This is a genomic window from Hymenobacter sp. GOD-10R, from assembly GCF_035609205.1.
In the GTDB taxonomy this organism is placed as follows: domain Bacteria; phylum Bacteroidota; class Bacteroidia; order Cytophagales; family Hymenobacteraceae; genus Hymenobacter.
Genome location: NZ_CP141184.1, coordinates 5,318,985 through 5,344,013, shown reverse-complemented (window position 1 = coordinate 5,344,013; position 25,029 = coordinate 5,318,985). Strand labels below are relative to the sequence as shown.

Here is a 25,029-nt window from a genome sequence, read left to right as displayed (position 1 = left end):
AGATTTGAGTTATGGATCTTAGGCTGGAACTTGTGAATAATCGTGCTCAACAAAAGAATGGATTATTAGCTCGTTGGTTTATCAATGTGCTAGGCCTTAGTAGTCTAGGCCTAGGTCTGCTAGGCTGCCAACACACAAGCCCCGCGGATAAACCAGCTGTAGCGGCAGCACCCGCTACGCAGACGATGTGCTACGCGCCGGATTCGAAGCTACCACAACAAGCGGCCAGCAACACGCCGGGTTCCGACAAGTTGAACGTCGAGCCACCAACAGGCCCCAAGCCCGCCAGTATGGTTTGGATTCCGGCCGGCAATTACCAGATGGGCACCAACGATGCGCATAGCTTCCCTAATGAGCGGCCCGCGCATGCCGTGCGTTTGCATGGCTTCTGGATGGATGAGCACGAGGTAACGAATGCCGAATTTGCGCGCTTCGTAGCTGCTACGGGCTACAAAACCACCGCTGAGCGTCCCGTAGATTGGGAGCAGTTGAAGGCGCAGCTGCCACCCGGCACGCCCAAACCCGCGGCGGAAAACCTAGCTCCTGGCTCCATGGTGTTTACGCCGCCCAGCCAGCCGGTGCCCCTCGACGACTACACTGCCTGGTGGCGCTGGGTGCCGGGCGCAAGCTGGCGCCATCCTGAAGGGCCAAAAAGTACGTTGAAAGGCCGCGAGAACCATCCGGTGGTGCAAGTGTCGTGGGATGATGCCGTGGCGTATGCCCAATGGGCGGGTAAGCGTCTGCCTACCGAAGCCGAGTGGGAGTGGGCTGCCCGCGGTGGTTTGACCAATAAACGCTTCGCCTGGGGCGACACGCCGCCAACCAACAAACAAGCGAACATTTGGCAGGGCAGTTTTCCCAACCAAAACACAGAAGCCGACGGCTATGCAGGCACGGCGCCCATCAAGTCATTTGCCGCTAACAACTATGGCCTCTACGACATGGCGGGCAACGTGTGGGAGTGGTGCTCCGATTGGTACCGCGCCGATGAACACATCACCCTGGCGAGCCTAGGTCAGTGCGAAAACCCCAGCGGCCCCAGCGTCAGCCTCGACCCCGATGAGCCAACTATACCGAAGCGCGTGACCAAAGGAGGTTCCTTTCTCTGCCACGTGAGCTACTGCGAGAGTTACCGCCCCAGCGCCCGCCGCGGCACCTCCTTCGATTCGGGTATGTCGCACGTCGGGTTTCGGTGCGTGAAGTAAGAACGCGCCACGGTACGTTCGAAAGCCCAGAGAAAAGCTTGGATACCTAGATTAGTGCTTCGGTAGTTTCTTGCCATCCAGTTCCGTAACCGTGAAGAATGGGGTTTTGCTCTGACCTGCAACCCATTGATAATTGAAATAGAAAGAATACTTGCCCGAGATGATACCTAGGTTAGGCTGGTACCTAAATTCTTCAGCGCCAGTACAAGTGATTCCTGCATCGGCTATCATGTAAGCCGGCTCCCAAAACTCGTACGTTTGCTGACTGCGTTTGCCCAAGAATAATTTTTTATCATAGTTCTGAAAGAAATATTCTGCGGCGTCACGCGGGCTTTTAAGTTGCCGTTCATTCTGCATTAATTGGCTCAACTCTACTGCGGTAAAAAGAGGCGCTGCCGTATTAATTGTCAGACCATCATTCTGAAAAGGCGTGGTAAGCGGCTGGGTACGCACAAGAAAGTATTCGGTCAGAACAGTATTGCGACACGTCCAATAGCGACCATTTCGGAAAACAATGGGTACTACATCGTCCCTTCGGAGCTTGCATCCATAAAAACCGGGACGTTTTTTATACGCCGCAATTCTGTCGCACGCATTCTGAAACAACGCAGTTGAGGCTAACTCTCGTTGCTTACCTAGGGTATCAGGATTGATGGGTACCCACGCAATTTCACCCGTTTGTAGATCAGGTAAAACGCCCAGCGTAATCAGAATCTGATCTTTGAGCTGATACGTAGCGCCGAAATGGTCGCCTTGTAGCTGCTGAATCTGGCTGGTCGGCAACAGCACGTTGAGCAATTCGAGGCGGTAATGTTTGCCGTTAGTAGTTCGCTCCGTCACGACATGGTGCACCGCCGCGGGCACTTGGTGCAGTAGCACATACTGACGCGGAAATGTTGGGTAGGATTGACCATATCCTGCTATCATACGGCAGAGGAAGAGGAACAATCCTACCAAGACATACCGCATTGCTATAAGCAATTAAGAAGCTTGTGGCCTAAATGGATTAAAACTCGCCGGCTTTGCTCAACTGCTCAAATGGGATAACCTCCGCGTGCGTGGCCCACTTGTCGTACATGACCGTTAGCTCCTGCACTTTCTGCGGGTTGCCAGCGCTTAAGTCGTGCAGCTCCGAGCGGTCGGCCTCTAGGTCGTAGAGCTGCCATTTATTAGCGGGGAACTCCGAAACCAGCTTCCATTTGCCCTGACGCACAGCGCGGTTGCCTTCGTGCTCGAAGAACAGCGCATTGTGCCCCTTCCACGGCTGGCCCTTAAATACGGGTACCATGCTGATGCCTTCGGTAGGCTTGATCTGGTTGGCGTTGTAGGTTTTCGGGTAAGCCACTTGAGCTAGGTCGAGGCAGGTGGCCATCAGGTCGACGAGGTGACCGGGCGTGGCATCCGTGCGGCCGGGCTTCACGATGCCGGGACCGTAAGCAATGAAGGGAGTAGCAGTGCCTCCTTCGTAGGTCCAGTGCTTGAAGAAGCGGAAGGGCGCGTTGCTGACGTTGGCACCCGGAAATTCATACGCCGTGAAGGAGCTAGGGTCGCTCGATGGCTTTTTATTCGCCTCAATAATTTCGGGCAGGAAGCCAGTGCCTTTAATCGCTTCGCTGCTGCCGCCATTATCCGATAAGAACATAATCACCGTGTTCTGGTCCTGACCTAGGTCCTTTAGCTTCTGCCGCAGCTTGCCGATGTTCTGATCCATGCGGTCGATCATGGCGCAGTACACAGCCATTTTCTCGTCCCAACGTACTTTTTCTTCCTGGCTTAGGCTTTCCCACGCGGGCACGCGTTCGTCGCGGGGCGAGAGTTTCGTGTTCTTGTTGATGACACCTAGCTTTTGCAAACGCTCGAAGCGCTGCTCCCGCAGCTTGTCCCAGCCAGCCATAAACTTGCCTTTGTACTTGGCAATATCTTCGGGCAGGGCGTGCAGTGGCCAGTGCGGCGCCTGGTAAGCTAGGTACAAGAAGAATGGCTTGCCCGTGCTTTTGCTTTGGTCGATAAACTCAATAGCGTGGTCAGTGTAGGCGTCGGTGGAGTAGTAGCCGGGCCCAGGCGTGTAAGGCTTATCATCAAGAGCAATGGTCAGCTTCTGATTTGGCCGGTAAGGGCGGTTCTCAAAATAGCTGTTGGCGCCGTCGATTAGGCCGAAGTAGTGGTCGAAGCCGCGCTTCACCGGCCAGTGCTCGGGGGCTTGGCCTACGTGCCACTTGCCAGCCATGAAGGTGTTGTAGCCGCCGGTCTTCAGGGCTTCGGCAATCGTGACGCAGTTCTTATTAAGGTAGCCCTGGTAGGCCGGCTGCGTACGCGTGTTCACCATGTCTCCTACGCCCGCCTGGTGCTGGTAGAGGCCCGTGAGCAACGACGCCCGGCTCGGGCAGCAGCGCGACGCATTGTAGAAGTTTGTCATCTTGAGCCCACCCGCCGCCATGGCATCTAGGTTAGGCGTGCGGGCATCGGAGCCGAAGCAGCCAATATCAGAGTAGCCCATATCATCGGCCAGAATGATGATGATGTTGGGCTTCTTCGGGGCGGGATGCGAAGCGGGAACAAGCCCCAGCGACGACAAGCCAGCAACTAACAAAGTGGCAACTAACAAGAACTTTTCCGGGCGCATAGCAGGTAAGTAGGACGACAGAATAGGCAAGTATAGTCACTCCGCGCAACATTTCTGTCCTGGCCCCGAATGTTGACCTAGCATGCTCCAGGACGCGTTTCAACTGTACTAAACCAAGGCAAATGGTAGCCAGAGTTGAATAAAATCATGGCATAAGCGAACATAAGCGCTATTGCCGCGTAGAAGGCCCTACGAAAGACGTCCAGTCTTACACCCTAATCTATCCCTCTCTTACCACAACCTCTCAACATGAAAACTGCATTCATCTTCGCTTCGCTTCTCGCTGCTGGTATCACAACTGCTTCTGCTCAAACGACGACCGGCACTACGGGTACAACAGGTACGACCGGCACCACGTCGGGTACAATGAGCACGACTTCGGGCTCTACGGGCACCACGTCGGGCACGATGAGCACGACTTCGGGCTCTACATCAGGCAGCACTACCTACGGAACCACAGCCGGCACGACTAGCGGCACTACGGGTACCACCAGCGGCTCTACTTCGGGCTCGATGGGAACTACTTCAGGCTCTATGAGCACTACCTCGGGCACCATGAGCGATGGCTCAAGCAGCACGAGCGGTTCGATGAGCACCGACAAAAAAATGAAAAAGTCTGGCAAATCAGGCAAAGGCAAAATGAAGTCGTCGTCTTCGTCGACGATGTAAGCTGCCTAGCTTTCTTACAAGTCAAAACCGTCGTTGCCGCTTGGCAGCGACGGTTTTTTTGTGCTGTACCGCTCCGAAGTCGACTATTGCTGTTGTATAAACGTATACATTGGCCTAACCAATAAGGGTTTGTATCCCCGCCTCACTCATGAAACCGATATACATAGCCGCCTTCCTGCTCGCGAGTAGCTTGAGCCTATCGGCACAAGCGCAGACGACGCCCACGCCTACCAGCACCAATGCTGCTGCTTTGCCCCAGGCCACCGTGCCGCCTATCAACCTTGGCCCACCTACCAACCAAAACCCGGTAGTAACGCAGAGCCCGGTCAAGCAAGCCACAATTGATATCAAAGATCAAACGGCTACCGATACGAAAGTGCAGCAGGCCGTTACGGGCACTGGTAGTATTCAGCCGAACAGAGACGTCAAGCTACGTCCAGCGAATAAGGTGAAAGCAACCTCCGAGCCGTCGGAAATCAGTAAACTCCGCGCCGCTAAGAAGTCGGGAAGTAGTACTACCACGCAGCCCACTACGCCACCCCGTCCTTAGTAAAAGCCTCAGCTTACTCAGCCAAACAAAAGCCCGTTTGTATGACTACAAGCGGGCTTTTGCTGTTTATACGTTTTTGGAAGAGGGCCAGTCTGCACGGCAGAACTGCTGCTATGCGCTTGCTTTGGTAGCGAACCCTAGCTATTCGGTGAAAGGGAAGCACCCGCCTGTAACAGCAAGTCGCCCAGCGTGCGAAGCTCGGCTTGAGCATCCGGGTCGGCATGTACGGCTAGCTCGGTGGCTTGGGAGCCAAGCATACTTAGCGAAGCGCCGATAGCACCGCCATCGAGGCCCGCATTGCCACTGCTCAAAAGGGATTGTAGGTTGCCTAGCTCGCGGGCTACGTTTTGCAGTTCCGGAACGCCACTACGCTGCAACTGATCAAACCAGGTGTCAATATTAAGAATGGCGTCGCTGAGGGGAATGCTGGTCAGGCCACGTTGCAAGGCATGAATGGTTTGCGCCAAGTGGACGGCACCGCTGAGATGTTGTTCGTCAGCCATGAGGGGAGAGGAATTAGTGAGTTGTATAAGTTGAAATGGCTTGTAAGCTAGGTGGTTGGTTCGGGCCAGGCGGGCACCCGACCTAGCTCCCGTAAAATAGCCACGGCTCGCAGCGCGCTAGCTTCTTTGTCTTTGATTTCGAGCATAATATCGGGCTCTAAGTCGCCAACGTTCGGCAAGAACTCGCGGAACAAATCTTCCTCCAACGAACTGGTATGCTTACCCTTTCGCTCACCAAGCTGTTGCGAGCTATAGTCCATCATGAGCGGACCATCGTGGGTGGGGTGCCAGGTGTTGGAAGCTAGCTGCAAGGCCTCTGCCATCGGCTCGCCGTGGTTGAGACATTCGTGGTGGAAGTTGTCGAACAGAATGGGAATGCCAACCGCCTCGTGCACGCGCAAACAATCCTGCAAGCTGAACAAGCGGTCGTCGTTCTCAATCACCAGTCGCACGCGCACCGCTTCGGGTAGGGTTTGGTAGGTGGCAATAAACCGGCTGATAGCTAGGTCACGGTCGCCGTAGAGGCCACCCACGTGAATCTGAAGTTTGGCGGTGGAGTCTAGTTCCATCAGATCGAGCATGCTGCCCTGGTACACCAGCTCCGAGATACTGCGCTGCACAATGCCTTCGTCGGGCGAGTTGAGCACTACAAACTGGTCGGGGTGCAGCGACACGCGCATGTTGTTGGCCTTAATGTAGTCGCCAATCTGGCGGAACTCCGCGACGAAGCGGTGTTGCCAGGGAAACGTATTAATCGGGTGGGAGCCAAACGGTACAATGCCCGAGCTGATCCGGAAGAACAGCAGGCCGCGCTCTACATTGTACTCCAGGATGCGCTGCAGGCAGGCGAGGTTATTCGCCACCGTCTGCACCAGGCGCTCATCGTTATAAGAAGCCAGCCGAAAGGTAGTGGCAGAAGTACAGTCGAGCGTTTCGTTGACGCAAGGATAACCAATTCTCATACCTAGCCTTACGGTAGCTGTGCACGCAGGTTGGGGTAGGAAAGAAGGGAAAGGAGCGTAGAAAAGAAGTGGTCAGCAAGCAGACTCACATTATCATGTGAGTCAAGGGTTTACGCGGTTGAGTTACTTTTGCCACAGTACCAGCTGCCAAGTCTCAGAAAACAGCTGCATTCAATTACTTCATCGTGCTAACCCTATGGCATACACCGGCCAAGTCATCGAGAATCCCGTTACCGGTCAACGTATCCGCTTTGTTGCGCTTGCTGAGGCATCGGCAGGCGCTGAGCTTGTGCTTGAATCAACATTCCGCGGCCGCGGCCTGGAACCACCTGCGCATTTTCATCCGGAGCAGGATGAGTTTTTTGAAGTGCTACAAGGGGAATTGCAAGTGCGACTAGATGGCAAACTGCGTGTACTGCACCAAGGCACTACCTTGCGCATTAACCGGGGGCAAGTTCATTCGATGTGGAATGTAGCTGAACAGCCCGCCGTTGTCCGATGGGCGGTGCGTCCCGCCTTGAACACCGAAACGTTTATGGAAGAGCTTTTTGCTGCTTCGCAAAATGAACGAGGGATGCCTACCCCTCAGCAGGTTGGGCAACTGTTGCACCAGTTTGGCCGCGAGTTTCGGCTGGCGCCGCCACCCGCCGTTGCGGCACCGGTTTAGGTCAGCCCTAGGTTACTCGTAGCCGCGGTTGTCTTTGAAGTTGCGGTTGTATCGTTCTCGCTCCTTGCGTGCCTGTTCGGCTTTCCGCTGCACTTCGTCTGCGGCCTGCAAGGATTCTAGCTTGCGTCGTTCTTTGCCCGCTTTGGAAAACTGATCATAGATCAGGCTAACGGGGCTTTGAATGGTAACTTTCGGTGGGCCAGGCGGTATGGTGTCAACGGGGAACAGGGGAACCCGCTTTGGCAGACGCACAACACTTGTGGGCGCCGCGACCGGTTTCCGAAGGTTGCGCAGGGCCCGGTTGATTTGGCTGCGGTCGGGGCGACCTTCTTGCACGCGTACCTCGCCGAGCAGCACGTTGCCGGGCACCAGCTTTATTTGCAAAATCATCTGGGAAATGCCCGTGCGACCTAGGGGCAGCCGTTGCGGTTGGTAGCCCACGGAGCTAAACACCAGCGTATCGGCCGAGTTGGCCACGTCGATGCTGAACTCACCTTCATTGTTGCCAATAACGCCTTGCTTGGTGCGACTGATGCGCACCGTGACACCCGGTACGGGCTTGCCGGTGGAAGCATCGGAAACACTGCCTGTTACGCGTACCTGCGCGGTGGCGGCTACTGAAAGCAGTAGCAACAAAGGCAGCACCAAGTAAAACCAACGTGGTAAGCTAGCCGGAAAGACGGAACGCAAATGATTTAGCACAAGCAAATAAACGTAACCAATGGGCAAGGTAATGAACTCTAGAACCAAAAAAAGCCCACGCCGTTGCAGGCGTGGGCTTCTAAGAAGGCAAATAATCGACTAAGAGGGCTTATTGCTCTATCTTCTGCTTCTTACCGTCTTCGGGCTTGGCTTTGATGGTGCCGTCGTCGGCGTCCATTTTCAGCTTGTTATCTTCCGAATCCTTGATCTTCACGTCGCCGTCTTTTTTCACTTTCAGCTTATTGCCGGCTTCGTCTTTCACCTTCATAGGCGTCGAGTTGTCAACCATCACGCCTGAGGCCGTGCCTGAATTATCGGCCGAGGCGCTGTTGTCGTCCATGTAGTTCGACTCGTCGTACGTTGCGCGGCTCGACTCGTAGGCCGAGTACTGCGTAGGATCGGTAAGGATGCCCTTGAACTCCGCGTCGGTGTCGGTGTACACGCCGCGCATGTCGGCCGACATTCCCGTCGTATCCGACGTGTATTTCGCTTTCAGTTCTCCGAGGCGGCGCGAACGGTTGTAGTATGTATTCTCGATGCGCGACACAACGGCGGTGTCCGTAATCTTCATATCGGTGGCCATGCGCTGGGCAATGCGCTGCGCCCGGCTATGATAAGCTGCGTCATCACCAGTAGAGGCCGTAGCAGTAGCGTCCGTGCTGGTCGTCGTCGTTGTTGCTGTATCTGTGGTCTTTTCCTGCGAACAGGAAGCCATCGTCAGTGCCGCAGCGCACGATAGCAGGAGAATGGTCTTTTTCATGAGGGAGAGAAATAAGGACAGAAAAACGCCAAGTGTATTAGCGTGGGTGGATATACGGATGAGTTATGGAGGAGTTACTTTGGGCGTTCTTTCGCCAGTTATGCATAAAGCCGAAAAAGCCGCTGGCAGAATACCAGCGGCTTTTTCTTGACTTAAAATTTTATCCGAAACCTAGGCCGTAGGATAATTCCAAAGGGTGGTTGACCTAGGCTCGGCGTAGCTCAAGCAGCGTAATCTCCGGCAAGAAGCCAACGCGCCCAGGGTAGCCCAAAAATCCTAGCCCTACATTCACATACAGGTACTGCTTGCCTTTCTGGTAAAGCCCGGCCCACTGCTCGTAAACGTATTGCACCGGACTCCACTTCATAAAGGGCAGATTAACCCCAAACTGAGCGCCGTGCGTGTGGCCGGAAAGCGTCAGGTCGATGTCGGGATAGTCGCGCACTTGCGCGTCCCAGTGGGTAGGGTCGTGCGACAGCAGAATCTTGAATGGAGCGTCGCCCGAGGTGGCGTGCGCCTTGGCTAGGTTGCCGTACTTGGCGAACTTAGTCCCCCAGTTCTGCACCCCGATAATGGCAATCTTCTCGCCGTTACGCTCTAAGGTGTGGCTTTCATCCAACATCAGGCGCCAGCCAATTTTGGCGTGGTTGTTCTTCAGCCGGTCGAGGTTGGCGCGCTTGGCCTCGGCGCTTTCCCACTGCACGTAGTCGGAATAATCGTGGTTGCCGAGGATGGAAAAGATGGGGTGCGTGGACTGGATTCCAGACAGGGTATCGATGTGCTCTTCCACCTCTTGGGCGTAGTTGTTCACCAGGTCACCGGTCATGAAGACCAGGTCAGCCTTCAGCTTATTGATCAGGTCTACTGCCCGTTGCAGCGGTTCTTTCGACTGAAAAGAGCCCGTGTGCAGGTCAGAAATCTGCGCGATTTTCAGGCCGTCGAAGGCAGAGGGCAGGTTCGGGAAGCGCAGCGTTACACGTTTTACTTGGTAGTCGGTGCCACCTTTGAACATTCCCCACAGCAACCCAAAAAATGGAATAGCACCGAGAAAAAGAGCCAACTGGCTGATAAAAGTGCTGCGCGAAATAGGAGGACCAGTAACGCCGCTGGGCTGGGTGACCTGACGCGTTACGAAGCGACCTAAGCGCACGGCATCTTCCAGCAGCATTGGCAGGGCAATCAGCAATTGAGCGGCTATCATAGCCATCAACAGCCCGCCGAAGTACGCTTTGTAAGTAGCGTGTACATCGCGCCGCGCCATCATACCCCAAATGCCCAGGGCCCAAATGCCAATAGTAACGAGCAAATACAGAACGGTGGTAAGGCGTCGTCCGCCGGGCGTGCTAGCCTGTATCAGGGTGCGAATCGCTTGCAGACCATACCATTCGGCCAGCACCAAGAAAACCAGAATGAGAGGGGAGAAAATGCGTGACATACAAGAATTAAGAGTCCACAGCGTCGGAAATAACTTTCCAAACGCACTACGTCCAAAATAGACGAATGAGGGAAGAGTTTACTTTATTTTAGAAAAAGACCTAGGTCCCGGCCGGAGCTTCATGGCACCACTGTTGTTCAAGAACCTAGGTACCGCCGCCACTTACTGGGTTCACCAAGGTTAGCCCAAGGCGCTAGGTAGGTAATAACAACAGCGAACAATGAATTCGGTTGATATTTTATCGGAAGAAGAAACGCCGGCTGGTCCCTACCAAGCGCCGGCTAGCTTCAGCATTAAAAGTTGGGCCGAGGAAGATCGGTCCCGCGAAAAGCTCCTGCAAAAAGGCCGCGCCGCCCTGTCGGATGCCGAACTGATGGCCATTCTGCTTGGTTCGGGCACTGCTAAGCTCTCCGCCGTGGACGTGGCCAAGCTGATTCTGAATGCCGTGCAGAACGACTTAAATGAGCTGGCTCGGCTTTCGGTGAAGGAACTGATGCGCCACAAAGGCATTGGCGAAGCCAAAGCTATTACTATTGTGGCCGCACTAGAGCTAGGTCGTCGACGCAAGGAAAGTGCGGCCGCGCAACGCACTACCATCACCTGCTCAAGAGATATATATGACCTCGTGCGCCCCAACCTGCAAGACTTGCCGCACGAAGAGTTCTGGGTAGTGCTGCTCAACCGCGCCAACGTGGTCATGCGCAAGCAGCCGATTAGCGTGGGTGGGGTGGCCGGCACCGTCGCCGACCCGAAGTTGATCTTCAAGCACGCCTTGGAACAGCTTGCTAGCTCCGTCATCTTGGTCCACAACCACCCGAGCGGCAACCGCAACCCCAGCGCGGCCGATATTGCCCTCACGCGCAAAGTGAAAGAAGCCGGCAAGTTTCTGGACCTGCCCGTGCTCGACCACCTCATCTACACCGACCAGGGCTATTACAGCTTCGCCGACGAAGGTATTCTGTAAGATGTAGCGCGAAGCGCAGCTTCGCGCATGGTTGAACGCCTAGTGCCTGCCGGTCCGACGCCCTAGGCGTCCGACCGGTTGTCGCCTGCTGACATCTGCAAGACCTAGGTGCACGATCGTCATTCAAGCGGCCCGTTCTCACGATAACCGGTCGGACGCCTAGGGCGTCGGACCGGCAGGCGCGAGTTGATTAATAACACGCAAAGTTCAAGCACTGCGCTACAGGTGCTTGCGTACCTTTGCTGCGTGAAACTCAACCCCAAACTCCTCATTGGCCTCGGGCTGCTGCTCATCTTCGGCTATTTCCTGCAAGACCTAGTTTTCGGCAGTGACCAATATGCTGCGGGCGTTAAGAAAGCGAGGACCGAGAAGAACGACGCTTTCCGGCGCGGCAACACCTCGCCACTACTAACTGCTCAGCGCGCTACCTTCGACAGCCTACGCTACTTTGCCCCGGACAAAGCCTACCGTTTCATTGCCAAGTGGGAGCCACTTGCCGCGCACGACACGGTACTCATTCAGCTCACGGACGGCAAAGCTGAAAAGTACCTGCGTTGGGGCAGGGCTTCTTTCACGCTCGACAACCAGCCTCAGCAGCTAACCTGCTTATTAAAAGCTGATGGTAAGGACACTACGTTGTTCGTGCCCTTCACCGACAAAACCAACGGCTTCGACAGCTACGGCGGCGGCCGCTACCTCGACGCGCCCAAACCTAGCCCAGACGACAAGGAAATTACACTCGATTTCAACGCGGCTTACAATCCCTATTGCGCTTACAACAGCGACTATGCTTGCCCCGTGCCACCCGCCGACAACCGGTTGCGAGTCGCCATCAAAGCCGGCGAGAAATCATTTCACGAGTAAGCTAGGCTCTTTTGCCTCACGCGCTAGCTTCTTGCAGGCAATCCAAGCGCGCTCTTACAGCGTCCGCAAACTTCCTGGGCCAAGCTGCTTTTCCGGCCGCTGCGCAAATCTGTACCTTTGTGCTAAACCAGTTTCACTTAATGGTTATCAGTTAACATCATCAGTTAATTGACGGCTAGTACTTGGCAACTGGTAACTGTTAACTGCTAACTGATGAAAATCTCCCTCGACTGGCTCCGCACGCTCATTCCTACTGATAAATCTGCCGCCGAAATTGGCGCGCTGCTCACCGGCTCTGGGCTGGAAGTGGAAGGCATTGAGGAGCTGGAAAGTGTACCGGGCGGTTTGCGCGGCGTCGTACTTGGCGAAGTGCTCACCTGCGAAAAACACCCCGACGCCGACAAGCTCAGCCTCACCACCGTGGACGTCGGCGACGGCACTCCGCGCCAAATTGTGTGCGGTGCGCCCAATGTGGCCGCTGGCCAAAAAGTAGTTGTGGCTCTGGAAGGTGCCATGCTGTACCCTTCGCAGGGAGAGCCATTTAAGATCAAAAAATCAAAAATTCGCGGTGCGGCTTCCGAAGGTATGATCTGCGCCGAGGATGAAATCGGCCTAGGTACCTCGCACGCCGGTATTATGGTGCTGGATACGCCGCTGGCGAATGGCACCCCCGCCGCCGACTACTTCGGCCTAGGTTCCGACTCGGTATTCGAGATTGGCCTGACCCCGAACCGCGCCGATGCCGCTTCGCACTACGGCGTGGCCCGCGAGCTGCGTGCCCTGCTCCAGCAGCCCTGCCACTTGCCCGACGTGAGCAAGTTCCAAGCACCCGCCACGGGTGCCAGCAACATCAGCGTGACCATTGAAGACGAGCAAGCTAGCCCGCGCTACTCCGGTTTGCTGCTGGAGAATGTGCAGGTAGGTCCGTCGCCAGAGTGGCTCCAGCGCCGCTTGCGCAGCATTGACTTGTCACCTATCAACAACGTGGTCGACGTCACCAACTTCGTGTTGCACGAGCTAGGCCAGCCCCTCCACGCCTTCGACGCCGACCAAATTACGGGCGGCCAAATCCGGGTGAAGCGCGCTGCGGCAGGGGATAAGTTCGTGACCCTCGACGGCACCGAGCGCACCCTGAAAGCAGATGACTTGGTTATTGCGGACGCCAATGGTGCTCCTATGGCGCTGGCTGGCGTGTTCGGTGGCAAGACTTCGGGCGTGAGCAACGCCACGACCCGCGTGTTCCTGGAAAGCGCCTACTTCGCGCCGGCGGCCGTACGCCGCACTTCCCAAACCCACCAACTTAAAACCGACGCTTCATTCCGCTTTGAGCGGGGCACCGACCCCAACATGGTGCCGGTGGCGCTACAACGCGCGGCTCTGTTGCTGCAAGAAGTAGCTGGGGCTAGCATCACCGCGCCAGTAGTGGACGAGTACCCCGTGCCAGTGCAGCCCACCACGGTGCGCTTGCGCCTAGCCCGCGTGGAGCGGCTGGTTGGTCAGTACATCGAACCCACGCAAATCCGCCAGATCCTGACGGACCTGGATATCGTGATCAGTGAAGTAAGCGCGGAGGAGTGGAACCTGACCGTGCCGCCCCACAAAGTGGACGTGACCCGCGAGGCCGACGTGATTGAGGAAATCCTGCGCATCTACGGCTACAACAACGTGGCGTTGCGCCCCTTCAACTCGGCTTCCTTCCTGGCCAAGTTCCCAAACCCCGACCCGGAAGTGGTGCGCCAGAACACGGCGCGGCTGCTCAGCGGACAAGGCTTCTCTGAAATTATCACCAACTCGCTCACCAACTCGCAGTATTTCGAGAAAGAAAGCGAGCCAAACGAAGCATTGGTGCACGTGCTCAACTACAACAGCGCCGAGCTGAACGTGATGCGCCCCAGCGTGTTGCACTCCGGCCTAGAAGTGGTGCGCTACAACCTAAACCGCCGCCAGCGCGACCTGAAGCTGTACGAGTTCGGCAAAACGTACCACCGCCAGGCCGACGGTCAATACCAAGAAAAGAACAAGCTCGCTATTTACCTGACCGGCAACGCCACGGCTGAGACCTGGCAGCACAAAGCCGAGAAGACAACATTCCACGATCTAGCTAGTGTAGTACAGCAGGTACTAAGCGCCCTAGGGTATGCCGCGCCGGTACCGCAACCTGTGCAGCACCCCTATATGGCTGGTGGCCTTACGCTTTTAGTGCAGAACCAGCCCGTAGCGCAGCTAGGTGCTGTGTCGCCGGGCGTGCTCAAGCGTCTCGATGTGAGCCAGCCCGTGTGGTACGCCGAACTAGACTGGGAGTGGTTGATGCGCAAGTACAAAGCCACACTCGTCGCTCGAGAGCTGCCGAAGTTCCCCGAAGTGCGCCGTGACTTGTCGTTGGTGGTCGACCGCACCGTGACGTTCGATCAGCTGCGCCAGATTGCCCAGCGCACCGAGAAGAAGCTGCTGCAAAGCGTGAACGTGTTCGACGTGTATGAGGGCGAGAACCTAGGTGCCGATAAGAAGTCGTACTCGGTGAGCTTCGCCCTGCAAGACCCCACGCAGACGCTCACGGAGCAAGCCATCGACGCGGTGATGCAGCGCCTGATTGGCCAGTTCGAGAAGCAAGCCGGTGCTGTGATCCGCCGTTGATATTTGTGAAGCGTTAGCTTTTTAATACCTTGTTGACGACTAAACTGTTAGCTAACTGCCCAAATATCATGGCTACGAACGGACTAGAGAAAATGCTGTACATACTATCCGCTGTACTAACAATGGTTAGTGTATTCGTGAGTTTTAGGCATTTGAGCAGTGAGAGCTTCAGTCGTTTGCTGTTGGTAGGTAGCTTTGGGCTAATGCTATTGGCTGGCAACTTTCACCGTCGGCGGCTGGAAGCACGGGTACACGAGCTAGAAACTGAGGTAGATGACCTGCGTGCCAGCCGCTAACTATTCACCGTTATCTTAACTTACCCACCGTAACGAGCCAAATCTAGAATTGGCCCGTTACGGTGGGTTTTTTAAACCAAAAGCCGCGAGGCTTGCCTAGATTCTTTTGCCAATGGCCTCCTCCCAACAGCTTGCCCATCTCGACCGCTTGGAGCGGCAGGTAACGTCGTTAGTGGCTGCTTATCAGCAGTTGCGCGAGGAGCTAGCCGATGCCCAAACCACCATCCAGCAACTCCGCGCCGACGTGCGCGACCGGGACCGGCAGGTGAAGGATTTCCAAAATCAGGAGAATATCGTTAAACTTGTCAATACCATAGCAGGAGACCCTGCCCACGCCACCGAGCTGAAACACCGCCTCAACGACTATATTCGAGAAATTGATAAGTGCCTTGCCTATTTGAGGGAGTAACGACCATCAAGATTCCACCTGTTGCTGATTATGAGCGATTTATCCATTAAAATTCGTGTCGCCGACCGGGATTATCCAATGCGGGTAAGCCCCCAGGAGGAGGAGCGCCTGCGCATGGCAGGAAAGCTGCTCAATGACCGAATCAAGGATTTTCGTGAACAGTACGGCATTCAGGACAAGCAAGATCTGCTGGCCATGGCCGCATTGTCGACCATGGCTGATAGCCTGAAAGTCAGTAAGGAAAAGGATGGGACCGATGCAGCCTTGACCGAGCGCCTGTCGCGCTTGGATAAGCTGCTTGCGACGCTAGTACTCAGTTAGTTCGGAGTAACGGCACAGCTTTCTATCCGACTAGGAGCGAAGTAATCGGCTTTGCTGCTTTTCGGGGACGTTGGGCAGACGTTTGTTGTTATGGTTTTTAATTCCTCCCATAAACCATAGCTCATGCCCACCATTGTGTATATTGTCCTTGCCACTGTCGTTGCCCTCGGGGCCGGCATTGTGCTAGGACGCCTGCTGGCCGGAAAGGCCCGGCAGGACCACGAAGCCCAAGCGCAAGCCCGCGCCCAACAACTCCTCCAAGAAGCCGAAGAAAAGGCTAACCGCATCCGCGATGAGCGTATTCAGCAGTCGAAGGATAAGTTTCGCCAACTCAAGAACGAGTTCGACCTAGACAGCCGTCGGCAGAAAACTGAATTAGAAACTGACCTAGCTCAGCGCCGCCTTGCGGTGCAGGAGCAGGAGCAGAGCATTAAGCAGCTGACCCAAACCACGCAGCGCCAACTCGAACAGCTCCAGAAAAAGGAAAAGGATCTGGACATGTTGCGCGAGAAGATTCAGACTGAATCGCAGCAGCTCCGCGAAAAGATGGAAGGGCAGGACGAAAAGCGCCGTGCCACGCACGAAGCACAGCTGGAAAAGCTTACCCGCCAACAGCAGGAAGTGGAAGAGCAGCGCCTCCAGATTCAGCACCAGCTCGAAACCATTGCCAGCCTTTCGGCCTCCGAAGCCCGTGAGCAACTCGTTGATTCTTTGCGTAATGAAGCCCAGATTCAGGCTAGCTCTTACATCAAAGATGTAGTTGCCCAAGCCAAACTTACGGCTACCAAAGACGCCAAGAAGATTGTATTGGAAACTATTCAGCGCACCGCCGCTGAGCATGCGATAGAAAACTGCGTCTCGATTTTTAACATCGAATCCGACGACGTAAAAGGCAAAATCATTGGCCGTGAAGGCCGTAACATTCGGGCGCTGGAAGCCGCTACGGGTGTTGAAATCATTGTGGATGATACGCCTGAGGCCATCATCATTTCGGGCTTCGACCCAGTGCGCCGCGAGGTAGCGCGTTTGTCGCTGCACTTGCTGGTGAAAGACGGCCGTATTCACCCAGCTCGTATTGAGGAGATTGTGGCCAAAACCCGCAAGAATATCGACGAGGAGATTGTAGAGATTGGTGAGCGGACCATCATCGACCTAGGTATCCACGGCTTGCACCCCGAGCTGATTAAGATGGTAGGTCGGATGCGTTTCCGCTCCAGCTACGGCCAAAACCTGCTCCAGCACTCGCGCGAGGTAGCCAACCTTTGCGCTACCATGGCGGCGGAGCTAGGTCTGAACGTGAAGCACGCCAAGCGGGCTGGCCTTCTGCACGACATTGGTAAAGTAAGCACCGAAGAGCCAGAGCTACCCCACGCCATCCTCGGTATGGAGATGGCCAAGAAGTACAAGGAGCACCCCGACGTAGTAAACGCCATCGGTGCCCACCACGACGAAATCGAAATGACGGCCATGATTTCGCCACTCGTGCAGGCTTGCGACGCCATCAGTGGCTCGCGCCCCGGTGCTCGTCGCGAGATGATGGAAAGCTACATCAAGCGCCTAAAGCAGCTAGAAGAAACAGCTGTGGGCTTCGAAGGTGTAAATCAGTGCTACGCCATTCAGGCCGGCCGTGAGCTGCGCGTGATGGTGAATGCTGAGAACGTGAGCGATGAGCGGGCTCAAGAGCTGAGCTACGAAATCTCGCAAAAGATTGAGAAAGAAATGCAATATCCCGGCCAGATCAAGATTACCGTAATCCGGGAAATGCGCGCCGTGGCATACGCCAAATAATACAGGGAAACCTAGCTTGAAAAGCCGCCGTGACGAAAGTTGCGGCGGCTTTTTTGTGCCCGTGCAACTTCGAGCAGACTAGTCGGCTCATACGCATGTATGTCTATCTGAGTCAGCTATCTGTCGTTTATGAAGTATTCTTTACGCACGCATAAGTACCTAGGTCTCGCTTCTACGGGTTTGCTGGCAAGCTGCTCGGTATATACTCCTTTGCAGCCAAGCGCACCCATGCTCCGCGATAAAGGCCAAGCAGAAGTGGTTGGTAGTGTTTTCTTGGCGAAGCGGCTGGAGGGCTCCATTGCTTACTCGCCCATGCGCCATGTGCTGGTGCGCGCCGCGGGTGGACTGCGGCCGGGCAAAGCAGATACTACGCGTCGCTATTTTCGCCTGCAGCAGTTTGAGGCAAGCGCCGGTACGTATTGGCCGCTTTCGGAGCAGTGGTTGGCTGGTGGGCTAGGTGGATACGGCCGCGGCAATAGTAGCCGGCGCTTCAACGAGGGCGAGTTTGAGTCAGTAGCTGATACGATTACGCCTTATCATTATGAAGCACGTTTTCGCAAGCTCTTTGGGGAAGTATTTGCGGCCTACGAAGGCGAACGGACAACAATGGGCGTGACGTACCGGCTGTCGCAGGTGTGGTTTCCTACCTTAACTAACAATGGCTTACCGATAAATTTAAAGCGCATGACCCGCAACGAGCCAATGTTCTTCGTGCGCTATTGGGACCGGCAGGGGGTGTTCCCGTGGGCGCAGCTGCAGTTAGCAGTTAGCGCGTCGTGGTCAACTGATTACACGAAGAAAGATGTGTACAAAAAGACGCTTTCCCATTTAAAAGAGCCGCAGGTACTTACTTCGCTCGGACTAGTAATCTACCCGCACCGCTTCAAAAAGAGAGATTAAGCGCTAAGTTCGTTAGTGAGCGACAACAAACTTGCCAGTGCTGACGGCTAGCTTATCATTGTCGAGCTGCGAAATGCGGTAGAGGTAAACGCCGTTGCGCAGTCCTTGGGTATTAAGCGTAAGCTGGCCAGAAGCATCATTTAGCGGCTGCGTGAGCACCGTGGCGCCGGTAGTAGCCATAATAGCTAGCGTACCTGGGTGAGCGGCCGAATACGCATACTTCAGTTTGATGTAGTCAGCGGCTGGGTTGGGATAAATAGCTACGTTTAGCTGGGCGCCTTTGGCAGCCGACAGAATGGTTGCGGTGCTGCGCGTAGCTAGGTATAACTCGTTGGAAGACCAGCTGTTAAAGGAAGTACCAGTGAAGGCCATACACTCCATATTGGCCGACATAGAAGGCTGGCCGTTGTAGAGCGTTACGTCGCTGAGGCCTTGTACTTGCTGGAAGGAGCTAGCATTAAAAGCATCGGTGGTGGTGGGGCGGGTGATTTGGTACAGCGAGCGTTGGGCGGTGCCGTGCGATGCACCTAGGAAGTACGTCAGGTCATCTTTAGAGAGCTGCCCCGGGAAGGGTTGGTAGCCAGCTGGTACGGGCAGGGTGCGGACGTAGTTGAAGGAAGTAGCTGACGTCCGCGCAAACTCTACAATGCCAATAGCTGCTGCGAAGAGAAACAGCCGGTCTTTCGTAGTAGTGAGCGATGGGGCAGCAATGAAGGAAGTAAGCAGCCCTGTGAGCGAAACCATCGCTGGCGCACCAAAGCTAGCCGTGAGCGAAGGTCGCTGAGCAAAGTAGAGGCAGTTGTTGGCCGTGAAGTAGATGTCTAATTCATTGGCGGAGAGCCAGCAGGAGCTAGGTGCATAAGGTAACGCAAGCGGCACAGTGATAGGAGCGCAGAAACTGCCTGTGATGCTCGTGCGCTGCGTAAACATCAGCTTGCTATCGGTGCCGGTGATGTAGTACAAGCGCAGGCCACTGGGGGAAAGCCAAGGATAAGCATCAGCGTCATTGGCATCATTAATCTCGGTGAGCGCCCGCACGCCGGTGTACGAGTAAGTGGTGGCTGTCGTGCTTGCGCTAGGTGAGGTAGTCTGGCTGTGGGTGGCAACGTTGCCCGAGGGAAAACCATTCGCATCCTGGGGTGCCTTGGGGGCGGGAGTAGGAGCACTCTGGCTAAAAGCACCGAATGAAAGAAGCAGATTAGCGAAAAGTAGAGCTTTTCTCATGCGGCAAGTATTGAATTATGTTTATGATTTTTTGTCTGTATTCTACGGTATGTCAAATTTTGTAAAAGAAAAGTTTAAATACAAATTCATATACAGATATTATTAAATTTATTCTATATACAGTCATAAAAAGGAAGGCTGCCCGAGTTCGAGCAGCCTTAAGCGGAGCAATAACTACAAGAGGCTAGCTGTTACGCCTCCTCGGGCTGCACTAGTTTGGTAAACAAGTTGTTCAACGCCTCAGCCCAGGTCGGGTGGGCGATTACCATTCCTTGCAGCACATTGCACGTAAGATTACCGGTCATTGCTAGCTGAAGCATCGTCATGATTTCGCCGCCTTGCTCACTTAAGACAGCCGTACCGAGAATGTGGTTGTCCTCGTCGACCAACACTTTGATAAAGCCAGCGGTATGCCCCGTTTCACGGGCGCGGCCAATGGTCGAGACGGGTAAAGAAGCCACTCGGTAGGGGATCTTGTCTTCCTGGGCTTGCTTCTCCGACAAGCCGACGCGACCAAGCTGAGGTTGCGTAAACACCACGTAGGGAAGCGGACGCTTTTTAGCTGAGCGAGGCTTATCGTGCAGAATAGCATCGCGCACCACGCGGTAATCGTCGTAGCTGATATGCGTGAATTGAGGCCCCCCGTGCACATCGCCAAGGGCATACACGCCGGGTACATTGGTGAGCAGATCATCATTGACTTTGATATAGCCATCCTCATCGAGTTCCACCCCGGCTTTATCTAGACCTAGCTTGTTAGTGTTGGGCTCGCGACCCGTAGCGACGAGCAGGTGCGTGCCTCGTAGGCGCCGCTCACCCTCCTCGGTGTCGACGGTCAGCGTCAGCACGCCTTCCGCGTTCTGCGACACGCGGCGGGCCTCGACACCTAGCACGAACTCCACGCCTTCATCGGCGAGCAGCTGTTGCATGGCATCGCACACGTCGTCGTCTTCGCGGGATAATACCTTCGGGTTTGATTCAATGATTGTGACCTTGCTACCTAGGCGGCGGAAAATTTGACCAAACTCCAGCCCAATATAGCTCCCACCCAAAATCAACAAGTGCTCGGGAAGCTCCGGGTTGTCAAGCATTTGGGTGGGGGTCAAGTAGGGTACGTCCAGTAGTCCCTCGATATTGGGAGCAGCAGCGTGCGTACCTGTGTTGATGAAGATTAGCTCTGCCTCAATCTCTTGCGTCTTGGCATCATCGAGCGTGACGCGCAGGCTGTGCGGCCCCGTAAACTCAGCGTGACCGTGCAATACGGTGATGTTGGGCTGCTCCTCCGTCAGGTTCTTGACCGTGCCCTCGCGCATTTCTTCGACAATGTGATTCTTACGGGCCATCACAGCAGCAAAATCCACCTTGGGCTCTTCCGCTCCAATGCCATAGGCCTCGGCCGTCCGAACTTGGTGCGCCCGCTCGGCGGAAGCTAGTAAGGCTTTGGTCGGAGTGCAGCCATAGTTGATGCAGGAGCCGCCGAAAAACTTTTCTTCCACTAGCACCACCTTGCGGCCGGCTTTGGCAAAAGAAACAGCTAGTGGGTTGCCGGCTTGACCGGAACCTATAATTAGAACGTCGTAAGAAGTGGGCATGGAATGTGCGCAGAATGGGTGGCCCCTAGGTGATAGAAGTAGCCTACGGTTGGGCTTGCTATACGCAGGTACGCGCCGAAGGGTCGGCAACGAAATGCTACTCTATTCGTTTTGGCTCCACAATCTGCTTAGCTTTCGGATATGAAGCTCTTGTTACGGGCGCTGCTGACGCTCTTCGTACCCTTTCTGGCGAGTTGCTCGTCCTTGTATTTTCCGCCACCGCCGCAGGTACCGTTGCTTACCCAAAAGGGCGAGTTCAGCGGGGGCATCCACACGAACTTAGACAACAACGTATCGTTGCAGGGAGCCTATGCTGTGGGCGAGCACCTAGGGGTGATGGGGAGTGCCTCTTTCTTGCACACTGATAAGAAAAAGAGAGCCGTTGATCATGACTTCGGGGAAGTAGGGCTAGGTTACTACACGCGCTTGAGCGACCGGCGGGTGCTAGAGGTGTACGGCGGTCTAGGAGGCGGGCACTCCAAACGCGTGGAGCGCGATGCCGAAAAAGTGACTACGCGCACACTGGAAAGTGGCCTGACCAAGTACTTCGTGCAGGTCAACTACAGCTCCAAAGACAACAGCAACGTGCACGTCTTCGGCCGCGACTTCCCGATTACGTATGGCACAGCAATGCGCCTGAGCTATTTGCAGCTCGAGAACTTCAAGCTCGACAACGTGGCGACAGTGGGCGAAGAAAACGTCTTCATCGAACCTATTACGTACACCCGCGTGCAACTCGTTGGGCCGGTGCAACTGCAGCTCATCAGTGGCAGCAACTTTGGCTTGCGTCAGCGCAAGTTTTTGAAGGCAGCAAACTCGGTATTTAACTTCGGTGTGGTTGTGAATATCGGCGGTCAGGAGGGTAAGCGGTAACGTATTTGTGTAGGCGAAGCGGCTTCACAGAGCTAAACGCGGGCAGCTTCCGGCATAGCCCCCACAATCTTGCGCACTACATCGGCTAGCGGCTCAAAACCGGTAATTTCTTCTACATCAGGGAGCAGCCGGACAGCGCCGAAGCGGTTCAGCCACACGGGTCGTATGCCTACTGCCAAAGCCCCTAACACATCAGCAGTCCAGTTGTCGCCCACCATCACTGTTGCAGCGGCTTCCGCGTTCAGGCGCTGCAAAGCTGCTGCAAAGATGCGCGGATCGGGTTTGAGGACGCCTACATCTTCCGAGGTAATCAGGGCATCAACCAAGTGCGTCATACCTAGGTAGTCCAGCTTGTCTTCCTGCTCGGTGGTGCGGTTGTTGGTCACGATACCAATGCGGTAGTGCGGCTTCAACGCTTCCAGCAGCGCCAAGGCGCCCACGATTGGCTGCCGCAAATTGCGATAGTGCGTGTAGTGAAACTGCGCAAACTCGTCGGCTTCGGTTTCGGTTGTTAGCGCATTATAAGGAGCGAGCAAACGCTGGAACCGTATGCGCCGCGCATCTAAGTAGCTGTAGCGGCCGGCGAGCACCTGCGGGTGCATTTCTTCCAGCAGTTCGCTATAGCGGTTGTACAGCTCATCCAGCACAATTTCGCTGGCGAATGGCAACCCACTCGTGCTGGCCGCCAGTGCCGCCCGTGCGGTACCCGCATGATCGAAGAGCGTGTCGTCGAGGTCGAAGAGGACGGTAGTTATGCGAGATGATGTAGACATTGGAGTAAAAACTCGGCTACGTGCTGCATGCCCTGGTACGCTTAAGCTGACTGCGTGAATTAGGCAACGCCAGTTAGCTTTCTTGATGATACCTAGGTCCTACGGCTATTAAGCAGGAAAAACGTTGATTAAGAATGTGATATAAAAAAAGCCCCGGCGCAAACCGAGGCTTTTTTATAACGCAGAAGCTAGAAAACCTAGCCGTTCAGTACGCGCAACATCGTGTCGCCAATTTCAGCGGGCGAATCCACTACGTGGATGCCGCACTCACGCATGATGGCCATCTTAGCAGCAGCCGTGTCGTCGGCGCCGCCCACGATAGCACCCGCGTGGCCCATGCGACGGCCGGGAGGAGCCGTTTGGCCAGCAATGAAGCCTACAACGGGCTTCTTGTTGCCGTTTTCTTTGATCCAGCGAGCCGCTTCGGCTTCCATGCCGCCACCGATTTCACCGATCATCACGATGCCTTCGGTTTCGGGGTCGTTCATGAGCAGTTCTACTGCCTCTTTCGTCGTGGTACCGATGATGGGGTCACCGCCAATACCGATAGCCGTCGTCTGACCTAGGCCCGCTTTGGTGAGCTGGTCTACGGCTTCGTAGGTCAGCGTACCCGACTTCGACACGATACCAACTCGGCCTTTCGTGAAGATAAAGCCGGGCATGATACCCACTTTGCACTCGCCAGCGGTCATCACGCCGGGGCAGTTCGGGCCGATCATGCGCAGACCTTCGCGGTCTTTGAGGTATTCTTTCACCGCAATCATGTCCTTGGTCGGAATGCCTTCGGTGATGGTTACAATAACTTTAATACCAGCGTCGGCGGCTTCCATGATGGCATCGGCGGCGAAAGCCGGGGGCACGAAGATGATGCTCGTATCGGCGCCGGCTTGCTCAACGGCTTCAGCAACCGTGTTGAACACGGGACGGTCGAGGTGTTGCGTGCCACCTTTACCGGGCGTTACACCACCTACCACGTTGGTGCCGTACTCAATCATTTGCTGAGCGTGGAAGGAGCCTTCCGAGCCAGTGAAGCCCTGCACAATCACTTTAGAATCCTTGTTAACCAGAACACTCATTCGAAGCGGGTTTTAGAGTAACTATTCCGTTGGGGTAAGAACATCGGCATCGGAAAAATGCCGGCGCACAAAAGTAGGCTTTTTTGGTGCGGCTGCAAGGCAAGCTACGGAGTTACTGAGTAGGGGCGCAACGGAGTAATGTTGTTTAACAGTTTGTTTCATTACTCAGTCGCTCCGTTACTCTTTTGTACCTTTGCAGTTCTAACCACCCCAAGCTCATGTACCTGAATAACATAGTGGAAGCCATTGGCAACACGCCCCTGGTGAAACTGAATAAAGTAACCGACGGCATCCGCGGCACTGTACTGGCTAAGGTTGAATATTTCAACCCCGGCAACTCCGTGAAAGACCGCATGGCGGTAAAAATGATTGAAGATGCCGAAAAAGCAGGTTTGCTCAAGCCCGGTGGTACCATCATTGAGGGCACCAGCGGCAACACGGGTATGGGCCTAGCGCTTGCTGCCATCAGCAAAGGCTACCGCTGCATCTTCACGATGAGCGACAAGCAGGGGCAGGAAAAGCGGGACATTCTGAAAGCAGTAGGCGCCGAAATCATTATTTGCCCCACCGACGTCACCCCCGACGACCCCCGCTCTTACTACTCGGTAGCTCGCAAGCTCAACGCCGAAATTCCGAATTCCTTCTACCCTAATCAGTACGATAACCTTTCTAACACCGCCGCCCATTACGAGGAAACGGGCCCTGAGCTGTGGGAGCAAACCGACGGCAAAATCACGCACCTAGCTTGCGGCGTGGGTACCGGCGGCACCATCTGCGGCACTAGCAAGTATCTGAAAGAGCAAAACTCACAACTAGTTACGGTTGGAATCGACACCTACGGCTCAGTGTTTAAGAAGTATAAAGAGACCGGCATCTTCGACCAAAACGAAATTTATCCTTACAAAACCGAAGGTATTGGGGAGGATATTCTGCCGAAGAACGTTGACTTCGATCAAATTGACCTGTTTATCAAAGTTGCTGACCGTGATGGTGCTCTGATGACACGTCGCTTAGCGAAGGAAGAAGGCCTATTCGTAGGCTGGTCTTGCGGCTCGGCGGTGTTTGGAGCACTGGAATATGCCCGCGAACATTTGAAGGAAGAGGATACGATGGTAGTTATCCTGCCTGACCACGGCACGCGCTACCTAGCAAAGATTTATAACGACGACTGGATGCGTGCGCAAGGTTGGTTGTGATAAATCTTTAATTTAGAACTACGTAACCATTGGCTTTAGTGCT

23 protein-coding genes and 1 pseudogene are annotated in these 25,029 nt (G+C 55.0%); 13 read left to right on the top strand and 11 right to left on the bottom strand.

Annotated features, from left to right (window positions below; translation table 11 throughout):
- Positions 1–11: 11 nt before the first annotated feature.
- Entirely contained in the window at positions 12–1,205 is a 1,194-nt protein-coding gene (locus SD425_RS21365) for a formylglycine-generating enzyme family protein (RefSeq protein ID WP_324672098.1), read from the top strand.
- 51 nt (positions 1,206–1,256) lie between these two features.
- Here SD425_RS21365 and SD425_RS21360 read toward each other — a convergent pair whose 3' ends face one another.
- Together SD425_RS21360 and SD425_RS21355 are read right to left on the bottom strand one after the other, a co-directional pair.
- The gene (locus SD425_RS21360) at positions 1,257–2,132 is read right to left on the bottom strand and encodes a hypothetical protein (RefSeq protein ID WP_324672097.1); all 876 of its coding nucleotides are present in this window, start codon (positions 2,130–2,132) and stop codon (positions 1,257–1,259) included.
- A 79-nt stretch (positions 2,133–2,211) separates the two neighbouring features.
- A complete protein-coding gene (locus tag SD425_RS21355; RefSeq protein ID WP_324672096.1) occupies positions 2,212–3,828 on the bottom strand; it encodes an arylsulfatase in 1,617 nt (538 codons plus the stop codon).
- Between the two features lie 249 nt (positions 3,829–4,077).
- Between SD425_RS21355 and SD425_RS21350 the strand changes: the two genes are divergently transcribed.
- Positions 4,078–4,497 (top strand): hypothetical protein, encoded by a 420-nt coding sequence (locus SD425_RS21350; protein WP_324672095.1) that lies wholly within the window; start codon positions 4,078–4,080, stop codon positions 4,495–4,497.
- 148 nt (positions 4,498–4,645) lie between these two features.
- On the top strand, positions 4,646–5,047 hold the full coding sequence (locus SD425_RS21345) for a hypothetical protein (RefSeq protein WP_324672094.1): 402 nt from the start codon (positions 4,646–4,648) through the stop codon (positions 5,045–5,047).
- 137 nt (positions 5,048–5,184) lie between these two features.
- Here SD425_RS21345 and SD425_RS21340 read toward each other — a convergent pair whose 3' ends face one another.
- Both SD425_RS21340 and uvsE read right to left on the bottom strand, forming a co-directional pair.
- A complete protein-coding gene (locus SD425_RS21340) occupies positions 5,185–5,550 on the bottom strand; it encodes a hypothetical protein (RefSeq protein WP_324672093.1) in 366 nt (121 codons plus the stop codon).
- Positions 5,551–5,597: 47 nt separating this feature from the next.
- Positions 5,598–6,512, bottom strand: a complete 915-nt coding sequence (gene uvsE / locus SD425_RS21335; protein WP_324672092.1) for a UV DNA damage repair endonuclease UvsE — start codon at positions 6,510–6,512, stop codon at positions 5,598–5,600.
- A gap of 196 nt (positions 6,513–6,708) precedes the next feature.
- On the opposite strand from uvsE, the gene SD425_RS21330 reads away from it, so the two are divergent.
- Complete coding sequence (locus SD425_RS21330) at positions 6,709–7,179, top strand: cupin domain-containing protein (protein ID WP_324672090.1); 471 nt, start codon at positions 6,709–6,711, stop codon at positions 7,177–7,179.
- A 12-nt stretch (positions 7,180–7,191) separates the two neighbouring features.
- Here SD425_RS21330 and SD425_RS21325 read toward each other — a convergent pair whose 3' ends face one another.
- From SD425_RS21325 to SD425_RS21315, 3 genes are all read right to left on the bottom strand, one after another.
- Entirely contained in the window at positions 7,192–7,869 is a 678-nt protein-coding gene (locus tag SD425_RS21325; protein ID WP_324672089.1) for a carboxypeptidase-like regulatory domain-containing protein, read from the bottom strand.
- A 121-nt stretch (positions 7,870–7,990) separates the two neighbouring features.
- Positions 7,991–8,641: a hypothetical protein gene (locus SD425_RS21320; protein ID WP_324672088.1), complete on the bottom strand. Its 651-nt coding sequence runs from the start codon at positions 8,639–8,641 to the stop codon at positions 7,991–7,993.
- 205 nt (positions 8,642–8,846) lie between these two features.
- Complete coding sequence (locus SD425_RS21315; RefSeq protein WP_324672087.1) at positions 8,847–10,076, bottom strand: metallophosphoesterase; 1,230 nt, start codon at positions 10,074–10,076, stop codon at positions 8,847–8,849.
- Positions 10,077–10,296: 220 nt separating this feature from the next.
- Here SD425_RS21315 and radC point away from each other — a divergent pair, with 220 nt between their 5' ends.
- The 7 genes from radC to SD425_RS21280 all read left to right on the top strand — a co-directional run bounded on the left by radC (position 10,297) and on the right by SD425_RS21280 (position 18,252).
- The gene (radC, locus tag SD425_RS21310) at positions 10,297–11,040 is read left to right on the top strand and encodes a RadC family protein (protein ID WP_324672086.1); all 744 of its coding nucleotides are present in this window, start codon (positions 10,297–10,299) and stop codon (positions 11,038–11,040) included.
- A gap of 246 nt (positions 11,041–11,286) precedes the next feature.
- Positions 11,287–11,904: a DUF1684 domain-containing protein gene (locus SD425_RS21305; protein WP_324672085.1), complete on the top strand. Its 618-nt coding sequence runs from the start codon at positions 11,287–11,289 to the stop codon at positions 11,902–11,904.
- Between the two features lie 213 nt (positions 11,905–12,117).
- On the top strand, positions 12,118–14,538 hold the full coding sequence (gene pheT, locus SD425_RS21300) for a phenylalanine--tRNA ligase subunit beta (RefSeq protein WP_324672084.1): 2,421 nt from the start codon (positions 12,118–12,120) through the stop codon (positions 14,536–14,538).
- A gap of 408 nt (positions 14,539–14,946) precedes the next feature.
- The gene (locus SD425_RS21295; RefSeq protein WP_324672083.1) at positions 14,947–15,243 is read left to right on the top strand and encodes a hypothetical protein; all 297 of its coding nucleotides are present in this window, start codon (positions 14,947–14,949) and stop codon (positions 15,241–15,243) included.
- Between the two features lie 30 nt (positions 15,244–15,273).
- Positions 15,274–15,564 carry a cell division protein ZapA gene (locus SD425_RS21290; RefSeq protein WP_324672082.1) on the top strand — a complete coding sequence of 97 codons (291 nt, stop codon included), beginning with the start codon at positions 15,274–15,276 and terminating at the stop codon, positions 15,562–15,564.
- A 123-nt stretch (positions 15,565–15,687) separates the two neighbouring features.
- Positions 15,688–17,352 (top strand): ribonuclease Y, encoded by a 1,665-nt coding sequence (gene rny / locus SD425_RS21285; protein WP_324672081.1) that lies wholly within the window; start codon positions 15,688–15,690, stop codon positions 17,350–17,352.
- Positions 17,353–17,481: 129 nt separating this feature from the next.
- Positions 17,482–18,252: a hypothetical protein gene (locus tag SD425_RS21280; protein WP_324672080.1), complete on the top strand. Its 771-nt coding sequence runs from the start codon at positions 17,482–17,484 to the stop codon at positions 18,250–18,252.
- Positions 18,253–18,264: 12 nt separating this feature from the next.
- Here SD425_RS21280 and SD425_RS21275 read toward each other — a convergent pair whose 3' ends face one another.
- Both SD425_RS21275 and SD425_RS21270 read right to left on the bottom strand, forming a co-directional pair.
- A complete protein-coding gene (locus SD425_RS21275; protein ID WP_324672079.1) occupies positions 18,265–19,476 on the bottom strand; it encodes a T9SS type A sorting domain-containing protein in 1,212 nt (403 codons plus the stop codon).
- Between the two features lie 191 nt (positions 19,477–19,667).
- Positions 19,668–21,068 (bottom strand): mercuric reductase, encoded by a 1,401-nt coding sequence (locus tag SD425_RS21270; protein ID WP_324672078.1) that lies wholly within the window; start codon positions 21,066–21,068, stop codon positions 19,668–19,670.
- Between the two features lie 141 nt (positions 21,069–21,209).
- On the opposite strand from SD425_RS21270, the gene SD425_RS21265 reads away from it, so the two are divergent.
- Entirely contained in the window at positions 21,210–21,941 is a 732-nt protein-coding gene (locus SD425_RS21265; RefSeq protein WP_324672077.1) for a hypothetical protein, read from the top strand.
- Positions 21,942–21,973: 32 nt separating this feature from the next.
- On the opposite strand, the gene SD425_RS21260 is transcribed toward SD425_RS21265, so the two are convergent.
- Together SD425_RS21260 and sucD are read right to left on the bottom strand one after the other, a co-directional pair.
- Entirely contained in the window at positions 21,974–22,714 is a 741-nt protein-coding gene (locus SD425_RS21260; protein ID WP_324672076.1) for an HAD family hydrolase, read from the bottom strand.
- 197 nt (positions 22,715–22,911) lie between these two features.
- Complete coding sequence (gene sucD, locus SD425_RS21255) at positions 22,912–23,790, bottom strand: succinate--CoA ligase subunit alpha (RefSeq protein ID WP_324672075.1); 879 nt, start codon at positions 23,788–23,790, stop codon at positions 22,912–22,914.
- Between the two features lie 218 nt (positions 23,791–24,008).
- Between sucD and SD425_RS21250 the strand changes: the two are divergent.
- Positions 24,009–24,983 (top strand): annotated as a pseudogene (locus tag SD425_RS21250) (PLP-dependent cysteine synthase family protein); the annotation flags it as partial.
- Positions 24,984–25,029 lie beyond the last annotated feature (46 nt).